The organism is Glycomyces albidus, assembly GCF_009451885.1.
Lineage (GTDB): Bacteria > Actinomycetota > Actinomycetes > Mycobacteriales > Micromonosporaceae > Glycomyces > Glycomyces albidus.
The window spans coordinates 58,430-66,441 of sequence record NZ_WIAO01000015.1 but is presented as its reverse complement, the minus strand read 5'-3'; the positions used below and the strand labels follow the sequence as shown (position 1 = coordinate 66,441).

Below are 8,012 nucleotides of genomic sequence, written 5' to 3'. Positions count from 1 at the left end.
GGCTGGGGGGGCCCCCCCCCGTGGCCGGCCGGCGCCGCCCCCCCCCGGGGCCCCCCCCCCCCCCCCCCCCCCCCGCCACTGGACCCGGGAGCCCCGGAGCGGTGCGGCACCGGCTCCCCGCGGGTCAGGCGGCGGTGACCCCCGGCAGGTTGACGCCGCAGGTCTCCTCCATGTACTCGCCGACCTCGATTATCCGGTCTTCGTCCATCAGGGACGGATCCTGGTGCTCCACCGAGTGGAGCAGATCGTCGAACTCGTCGGCGAGCTCGTCGGGGGCGGTCGCGGCGAGGCCTTCGAGGACCGCCTGGTGCTCTTCCGGAGTCCGTTCGAGCGAGCCGACTTCGAGCGCTTCGGCGTGTGCGCAGAACTCGGCCTTCTGCGGCCAGTCCGAGGGCGGCCGGTTCGCGAACACGGCGACCGCGACGACCGCGGCGGCGACGAGTGCGACGGCCGAGGCGGTCACCGCCGCGATGCGCTTACCAGAGCGCATCGATGGCGTTCACGTCGTGCGTGTCGAACCGGGGGCGTGAGGACGAGACCGACGACCGCATGCAGGAGTTGTTGTCGGTGTCGTTCGACGCGGTGCGGTGCCCGAGGCCGGCGGTGTGGCCGAGCTCGTGGCAGCCGAGGCTGTCCCAGGTGGCATCGGAGTAGCCTGCGGCGTACGTCAGGTTGTACCGCACGCGATAGACCTCGCAGACGTTGCTCCACCACTGGTAGGCGAGGCAGTCGGCCATCCCGGCGAGCCCGTTCCAGTCGCCGCTCGTGCCGTAGTAGCCGTCGTGCACCCGCACGTCGAGCGAATCGCAGCTCATGCTGGTCGTCATCACACTGCGCTGGAGCTGCCCCCTGCCGTGCTGGGAGGCGTTGTAGCCGTCGGAGGTCAGGGCGTCGTACTCGAGGCAGTGGGTCTTGCTGTCGGGGTTGCCGATGCCCGAGTCGCCGGAATGACCGGCCCGGGCGGGCGCCGCGAGTGCCGCGAGCAGCGCGAACGCGGCGGCGGCGATGAGGATCATCCTGGGGGTCGAGGACCGCATGTGCGTGCTCCGCTTCGTGTTCGGGGTGGCCACTATTCCTCCCGGCAGACGGGTTCGGAGTTCTCGTCTTCGGGATCGGACGGTTCGCAGACCGTGACGGTCAGGGGTTCGACGGCGCCGGTGAGGGCCGACTCCGCGGCCGCTTCGATCTCGACCTCGACCGCTTCGGCGCTCGCGGTGGAGAGCTCGGCCGCGGCCCAGGGGCCCTCCTCCGTCCAGTGGCCCGCGATCGCGACCTCTTGGTCCTCTTCGATCAGGACCCTGCCTGACAGGTGAATGAGGCTGTACCGGTCGTCGTCGCGGTGTTCGGGGGGCGGCGCGCTCAGGTAGAAGTAGCCCGAATCGCCGACCTCGACCCACGGCATCCCTTCGAGGGTGTAGCCGGTGCCGTCCGACCAGTAGCCTTCGAGCATGACCACGGTCTCGGGTTCGGCGACCCCGTAGCGGTTGTAGAGGACCTCCTCGACGGCGATGACCACTTCGCGGTCGGTCGCGACCGCACCGGAGCCGTCGCCGAGCTCCCGCGTCTCGCCGGGCGCGGTCTCGGTCACGGTCCCCTTGACGAGGAGCGCGGACGTCGCGGTCATGGTCGCGAGGTCTTCGAATGCATGGTCGTCGACCCCGAAGTAGTACGCCTCGGGATGCTCCGGGTAGGGATCGGGTGATTCGCCGGGCATGAGCGCCCAGGTCGCCGCGCCCGCGGCCACGACCAGAGTAGACGCTCCGGCCAGCCACAGGCGCTTGGGGGTGGGGTGATGGACATCGCTGCTCCGTGAAGGTGCCGTGCGGTCCGATGACGGGCCTCCGCGCTGATGTGCGGGGCGGCGGCCACCGGCCGCGATGTGCTGATGGGGGTTCGCGGTCGGCATGTGCGTGCGGGAAGCCGAGGCGCGACGCGCTCTGGAGCCGCATGCCGTGGGGACCGCGAGGTTGCTTCGCACCGGTGGGGACTCGTGGTCCCGTTACAGGTGGCAACCAATGTCAGAACTTGCGGAGTGTCGGTTCAAGGCGTTCGACCGGCGCTTCAGCGGCGGGATTCCAGCATCGTGCGGCCGGTGGTGCGGCGGCAGGGTCCGCAGGGAACGCGCAGATGCCGGATTCCGGACCGGGATCGCGAGGACGCGGCCGGGCCGCGTCGAGTGAATACCCCCAGGTGAGCACTGCCGGGCGACCTCCGGCGGGGACGCTCGTTCGGCCTTGCGCGCCACTGGAACGCCCTCGTCGCGAAGGGTTCTCCGAGAACCGGCGGCGGTGGCGGAGCTGCCACAATCGATCCATGACCCACCCGACCATCGCCACGTGGCGCACCGCCGGCGAGGAGCACGACCTCGACGCCGCCGCGGGCACGCTCGCCGCCGACGTCGTCCTCAACTCGCCGCTGACCGACCTGGTCCGCTTCGAAGGCAAGGCCGCCGTCACGGAGATCCTCCAGGCCGCATTCGCGGCCATCGACGACATCGCGTACCACACCGTGCTCGAGGAGGGCTCCACCTTCGCCCTGTTCTACAACGCCCGCGTCGGCGACCGGCGCATCGAAGAGGCGCAGCTCATCCGCCTCGATGAGGCCGGGAACATCGGCGAGGTCACCTTCTGGCTGCGGCCGCTGCCCGGAACGGTGGAAGTCATGCAGGGCATCGGCTCGGCCCTGGAGGAGCGGCGGCACGGCGGTCGCGCCGCCCGATCGATCCGCGCCAAGCTGCGGCCCCTGGTCGCGCTGACCCGCATCATCGACCGCGCGGGCGCGAAGACCGCGATGCGGCGCGAGCGCTGAGCGATCGCACCGGTCTCCGCCGCGTGAAGCACTCCATTGAGGACTGTCATCCGCTCCTTCCATCGAGGCGCCCGAACCCCGGGTACAGCGTGTTGATCGGCGGGACCTCCGGGTCGCGGAGGGGGACCGCCGCCCGTCGTCGAGTTCGGCCTCGCACAGGTACCGCGGCAGTACGGTGATGCCGCAGCCGGCTGCCGCCGCGGCGGCGACGGCCCGCAGATCGGGGGCGACCACCGCCGCGGACCCCACCGGGGCCGGCGGTCCCGGGTCGGCATGGGCGCAGATGCCCTGGCCTGCCGATCCGGACCCGGCGCGAGCCGGTCGCGGAATCGCCGTGCGATATCCCGCCGATGCCCGACAGCGGCGGGCCGCCGACTCCCGCAGCGGGAGTCGGCGGCCGGACGAGCCTGTGGTTCACTCGTAGCGGAAACAGGTGTCGAACCAGTAGACCGGTTCCCAGTCGACGTCCTTCCACCCGCCTCCCGTACTGGTGTTGCCGAGCCACCGGTTCTCGCCGTCAAAGCGCCCGACGACCGCGCCGCCGGACTGGTTGTTGTTGATCCACCCGCGCCCGTGCCAGTCGTAGAGGTAGTAGGACCCGCAGTGGTAGAGCTTCCACACGCGCCACTTGTTCACATAGAGGTCCTGATACTCCAGCACGGCGACGCAGACGTACTGCCAGTCGCAGGAGGGCAGATAGGTTGGGGTGTACACACCCCGGTTGCCCTGGTAGACGTTGGATCCGGGCACCTTCGATCCGCCGAGCCACGGGCTTGGGTCGAAGGCGGCGGCTTCGGCGGCGTCCTGCGGCGTCGACGGCGTCGATGCAGTGGCATGCCCCTGAGGGACAGCGGCGAGCGCGGCGAGGGCGAACGCCGCGACCAAGGCGAGCACGAGTCGCCCAGCGCGTTCCTTGATCCGGTATACGAGCGCTCTCAAGATGGTCCTCCTGTTCGGCGAGCTTGGGGTCCCCGCTCAGTGAACACATCGGGCCGCTCTGTAGCCAAGCGGTCGTTGGAATCCGTTGGAACGAGGTCGACCCCGCGGGTGTCCTCCATGTGCTCGCCGACGTCGACCTCGCGGCCCTCGCCGATGAGGAGCTGGTCACCCCGGGGTGCTGTCCGGTTGGAGGGCTGACGGGAGGGACCCCAGGAGTCTGAGGCTTACGAGGACAGCGGCGACAGACCAAGGTCTGTCGCCGCTGTCGTCCGGGCGGGTTCAGCGTCTGCTCCGAATCACTCGTTGAACCAGCCGCTGAACTCGATGGTGCCCGAGCTGTTCGACTGCCTCCATCGGGCCCCGCAATCGAGCTCATCATCAGCCCCCGTGCCGGACGACTTCCGAACATCCGATTCGAAGGAGGCTCCATGCCGACCTTCTCGCGCCTGCTCGCGCTGTTCGCTTCATGAGCACGGCATGAGCGGGGCATGAGCGAAGGGTGAGCCGGACGAGAGCATCCGCGCCTACGTTTGGCCCATGACCGAGCAGATCACCACTTCACCGCTGCGGCGCACTGCCGCCGCGCTCGCACGCACCGCCGCCGCCGGTTCGCTGGCGGGGCTCGCCGTGGCCGCGTTCGCGGCCCCGGCCTGGGCCGGGGACAACGAGGACGCCGCCCCGGGCACCGTATGCTCCGTCGCCCCGGACGACAAGATCTGGAGCGAGGACGACAAGATCTGGGGTGTCGGCACCGATGACAGCGGGTGCGTCCAGGGCACCGAAAGCGGCCGCGACTGGGCGGCGGCCCCGGACGGCGTCTTCATGAGCGTCCGGATCACCGAAGGGGACGTCCTCTCCCCCGACATCTTCCAGACCCCCTACAGCATCGAGGTCGCCGGTGTCGAGCTCGACAACCGCGACATGAGCATCGCGCCGGACAACCGCGATATGGGGATTACGCCCGACAACCGCGACATGAGCATCGCGCCGGACAACCGCGATATGGGCGTCACGCCCGACAACCGCGACATGTGACTCTCGGTCCGGTCCTGCGGCGGGTGCGTCAGACCCGGTGCGGGAACAGGATCGAGCGTGGGGTGAACCCGTCGCCCGAATGCGGCCGCCCCGGCCGCGAGCGGGCGACGGGTTCAACGGCGCCCGGCGGTGTGCTCGCCGGGCGCCTTGTCCGTGTTCTCGGCGGCGAGGCCCTTCCGCTGTGCGGGTACCCGCTCAGGGGCGTCGCCGCATTCCGCGAGCAGTTCGCGGATGTCCGCGGCGCGCGGGTCGCCGATCGCGTCGGCGATCTCGAGGGCCTGCTCGAGTGCCGCTTCGGCCTCGGCGCCGCGTCCGCCGGCCCGGAGCTCCCGACCGAGGTCGGTCAGGGTCCCCGACTGGTACCAGCGGTCGCCGACGTCGGCGAACACCGCCGCGGCCCGCCGCAGCCACGAGGCCGCGGCATCGTGGTCCCCGAGCCGCCCGTGTGCGCGCCCGATCGTCTCCATCGCCCTCCCCTGGCCCCGCACGTGGCCGAGCCCGCGCAGCAGCTCCAGCGAGCGGCCCGCCGCCTCGATAGCCCGGGCCGCACGCCCAGCATCCATATAGGACTGATCCAGGTTCATCAGCGAGATCGCCAGGTCGCCCTGCGTCCCGACCTCCTCGTCGATGGCGGCGCAGCGCCGCAGGTGGTCGATCGCCTCGTCGTGGCGACCCATCCTGCGGAAGATCAGCCCCAGGTTGTTCAGCACCGAGGCCTGACCGCTGCGGTTGCCCAGCTCCTGGTAGATCGCCAGCGCCTCCCGCTGCGAGGTGACCGCCTCCTCGAAGCGCCCCAGATACCGCAGGTTCGCCCCCATGGTGAGCATCTCGGCCTCGCCTCGGCGGTCGCCCGCGCGCCGCGCCGCGGCCAGGCCGGTCTCGCCGAGCACGGCGATCTCCGGCCAGGCCCGGCAGCGGTCCAGGTGCGACCACATGACGTGCGCGAGCTGCCAGCAGTTGCGGTCCAGGCCCGCGTCCGAGGCCGCGCCCACGGCGGCGATCAGGTTGTCGTGCTCGGTCTCGAACCACGCCAGCGCCGCCGGCGCGTCGTCGAAGTGCAGCGGCGGCACCGCGGTGCGGGGCGTTTCCAGGCCCGGGTCGGCGGAGGCCGGGTGCACGTGGAACCGGGCTTCCAGCCCTGTGGCGGTGTACCAGTCGAAGAGCCGGGACAGCGACTCCAGGCGCCGCTCTTCGCCGTCCGTCCTGGCGGCGAGTTCGGCGGCGTAGACCCGCAGCAGGTCGTGCAGCTCGTACCGGCCGGGCCGGTGCCGCCGCAGGAGGTTGTGGTCGACGAGCGACTCCAGGAGGCGGAGCGCCGCCGGCGGGGCGGTCCCGGTGAGGGCGGCGGCTGCGGCGGCGCCGATGTCCGGGCCGGGGACCGCGGCGAGCGCGCGGAACATCATGGCCTCGCGCTGGGGCAGGGCCCGGTAGGACCAGTCGAAGACCTTGCGCACGTCGTCGGCGCCGTCGTCGAGGGCGTCGAGGCGCGCGGTGTCGTCCCGGGCCTCTTCGACGAGCTCCGGTAGCGGGATTCCGGTGTTGCGGATCCGTTCGGCGGCGAGTGCGACGGCCAGCGGCAGGTGCCCGCACAGGTCGGCGAGCTCGGCGATCGCGTCGGCGTGGCCCGTCAGCGTCTCTGGTCCGAGCGCGCTGCGCAGGAGCGCGGCGGATTCGGCGGGTGTGAACGGGTCGAGTTCCATGAGGTGTGCGCCTTCGCGCCGGCGCAGGCTCCGCAGCCGGTTGCGGCTGGTGACCAGGACCAGGCTTCCGGGGCCGGGCAGGAACGGTCGCACCTGGTCGGCGTCGCGGGCGTTGTCGAGCAGGATCAGGACTCGCCGGCCGGCCAGCGCCGAGCGGAGCTCCGCCGACCGCCCGTCGGCGTCGGGCGGGATGCGCTCCGGCGGGGTGCCGAGGGCCAGGAGGAGTGTCATGAGCGGGGTGTCGGCGGAGGCCGGACCGGGCCGGCCGGCCAGGTTCAGGTGGAGCTGCCCGTCGGGGAACCGGTCGGCGACCCGGTGGGCCCAGTGCACGGCCAGGCTCGTCTTTCCGACGCCGCCGGGGCCGCTGATGACCGCGACCGACGCCTCTGGGCCGTCGCCAGCGGCACGGTCGAGAAGCGTGTCGAGGAGCAGGTCGAGTTCGGCCAGCCGGTCGGCGCGCCCGGTGAACCCGGCGATGTCGGCGGCGAGCTGCCGCGGCGCGGTCGGGACGGGCCGGGAGGGGTCGGCCTGGGCGGGAGTTGCGGAGGCGGCTCGGGCCTGTGCGGGGACGTCCGGGGCGGGAGCGGGGAGCGCCCGGGCGGGAGTCGTGGCCTGGCCGGGCGGGGCGTCCGCGGGCCGCAGCACGGCGCGGTGGACGCGCTGGAGCTCCTCCCCGGGGTCGATGCCGAGCCGGTCGGCCAACTCGGTCCGCACCCGCTGGTAGGCGGCGAGGGCCTCGGCCTGCCGTCCCGACCGGTGCAGGGCGAGCATCAGGCGCGACCAGAGGAACTCGCGCAGCGGGTGCGCGGTCGTCAGCTCGGTGAGTTCAGGGACCAGTTCGGCGTGGCCGCCCGCCTCGAGGACGAGATCGGCGCGCCGCTCGACGGCGCGCATCCGCTCCTCGATCAGCTTGGGGGCGTGCGCGACCACCAGACCTTCGGCGTCGACGTCGACCAGCGGGTCGCCGCGCCACAGGCCGAGCGCCTGTTCGAGCAGCGCCAGTTCGGCGGGTCCGTCGGCGTTCCGGGCCTCGGCCACCAGGGACCGGAACCGGTGGACGTCGACCGCCCCGGGTTCCAGGTCCAGGGTGTACTCGCCGGGCGCGGCGCGGATCGCCTCGGGGGCGACCGTCTGGCGCAGGCGGTTGACGATGGCGTGCAGACGGTGCCGCGCCGATGGCGTGTCCTCGCCCCAGACGTGCGCGGCGAGTGCACTGCTGCGCACGGGCCTCCCTGCGGCGAGGGCGAGGGCGGCGAGGACCGCCCGCTGCCGCCCCCCGTCGACGGCCTTCGGCACGCCCCCGTCGGTGACCTGGAACGGTCCCAGCAGTCCGATTCGCATCGTCTCTGTCATCGCGCACATTCCGCATCGGTCGTCGCATGGAGCCGGTCCCGTACGGTCGGACCGGTCCCTGTGGACAACGCGGAGGGTCGCCTTCCGCTTCCCGTCCGGCGGTGTCCGGGGGACACACTATCCAGTGTCGACCAGTGCGCCGGCGAGTCGGTGCGGCGGCGGGAGCTCGGGCGGCGG

At 72.2% G+C, this 8,012-nt stretch carries 7 protein-coding genes; 2 read left to right on the top strand and 5 right to left on the bottom strand.

Going from position 1 to position 8,012, the window contains the following annotated elements; all coding sequences use genetic code 11:
* Positions 1-124: 124 nt before the first annotated feature.
* Genes GFD30_RS13695 through GFD30_RS13685 form a run of 3 tightly spaced genes read right to left on the bottom strand, consistent with a single transcriptional unit; the run spans position 125 to position 1,744 of the window.
* Positions 125-490, bottom strand: a complete 366-nt coding sequence (locus GFD30_RS13695; RefSeq protein ID WP_153025765.1) for a hypothetical protein — start codon at positions 488-490, stop codon at positions 125-127.
* Positions 477-1,070 carry a hypothetical protein gene (locus tag GFD30_RS13690; RefSeq protein ID WP_153025764.1) on the bottom strand — a complete coding sequence of 198 codons (594 nt, stop codon included), beginning with the start codon at positions 1,068-1,070 and terminating at the stop codon, positions 477-479. The genes GFD30_RS13695 and GFD30_RS13690 overlap by 14 nt, the downstream gene beginning before the upstream one ends.
* Positions 1,070-1,744, bottom strand: a complete 675-nt coding sequence (locus tag GFD30_RS13685) for a hypothetical protein (protein ID WP_153025763.1) — start codon at positions 1,742-1,744, stop codon at positions 1,070-1,072. The genes GFD30_RS13690 and GFD30_RS13685 overlap by 1 nt, the downstream gene beginning before the upstream one ends.
* Before the next feature lie 569 nt (positions 1,745-2,313).
* Between GFD30_RS13685 and GFD30_RS26300 the strand changes: the two genes are divergently transcribed.
* On the top strand, positions 2,314-2,808 hold the full coding sequence (locus GFD30_RS26300) for a nuclear transport factor 2 family protein (RefSeq protein ID WP_194201965.1): 495 nt from the start codon (positions 2,314-2,316) through the stop codon (positions 2,806-2,808).
* Between the two features lie 414 nt (positions 2,809-3,222).
* Here GFD30_RS26300 and GFD30_RS13675 read toward each other — a convergent pair whose 3' ends face one another.
* Positions 3,223-3,747: a hypothetical protein gene (locus GFD30_RS13675; protein WP_153025761.1), complete on the bottom strand. Its 525-nt coding sequence runs from the start codon at positions 3,745-3,747 to the stop codon at positions 3,223-3,225.
* 537 nt (positions 3,748-4,284) lie between these two features.
* On the opposite strand from GFD30_RS13675, the gene GFD30_RS13670 reads away from it, so the two are divergent.
* Positions 4,285-4,782, top strand: coding sequence for a hypothetical protein (locus tag GFD30_RS13670; RefSeq protein WP_153025760.1), 498 nt, complete (start codon positions 4,285-4,287; stop codon positions 4,780-4,782).
* A 113-nt stretch (positions 4,783-4,895) separates the two neighbouring features.
* On the opposite strand, the gene GFD30_RS13665 is transcribed toward GFD30_RS13670, so the two are convergent.
* Positions 4,896-7,835, bottom strand: coding sequence for an AfsR/SARP family transcriptional regulator (locus tag GFD30_RS13665; protein WP_194201964.1), 2,940 nt, complete (start codon positions 7,833-7,835; stop codon positions 4,896-4,898).
* Positions 7,836-8,012: the final 177 nt, after the last annotated feature.